Source organism: Streptomyces sp. MB09-02B, from assembly GCF_033794485.1.
Taxonomy (GTDB): domain Bacteria; phylum Actinomycetota; class Actinomycetes; order Streptomycetales; family Streptomycetaceae; genus Streptomyces.
The window spans coordinates 1-539 of record NZ_JARGEE010001007.1 but is presented as its reverse complement, the minus strand read 5'-3'; the positions used below and the strand labels follow the sequence as shown (position 1 = coordinate 539).

General features: G+C 68.8%; 1 pseudogene. It reads right to left on the bottom strand.

The window, feature by feature from the left end:
- Window positions 1–437, bottom strand: a pseudogene (locus tag P1P70_RS45590) (DEAD/DEAH box helicase); the annotation flags it as partial.
- Window positions 438–539: the final 102 nt, after the last annotated feature.

Genomic DNA, 539 nt, shown 5'->3' with positions numbered 1-539 from the left:
CCGTCCGGGGTGTACGGGGAGTCGGCACCGGGGTCGAGGTCGGGAACGCCGGAGCCGACAGGAGGGAAGGGGGTGCCTGAGGTGTCGGAGAAGGTGTCCCACGGGTCCTGGGCCTGGGGCTGTGCCGTGGGGTGGGTGTCGGCGGGGGCGTACGGGGCCTGGTTCGGCACGGGCTCGTTGCGTTCGCGGGCGTTGGACACCGCGCGGAGGCGGTCCACGGCGCCGTCCATCGCGAACTGGGCGGCGCCCAGGCCCTCGACGACGTAACCGCGGCGGGCCTGGCCGCTCTCCTCGAAGACGGAGAGGACGCGGTAGACCGCGGAGAAGCCGCCCTCGACACCCTCGGCGCCCACGGCGCCCCGGGTGACCACGCCGTGGCGGTCGAGGAGGGTGCGGGCCAGGGCGTGGGCGCGGACGGGGGGGTCGGGTTCGGGGGCTGTCTTTTATACACATCTCAGGGCCCACGAAACAGGCAAAAATCTCGTTTGCCTTCTTCTGTTTGAAAAAAAAAACACACAATAGAAAGAAAAGGAGACAGA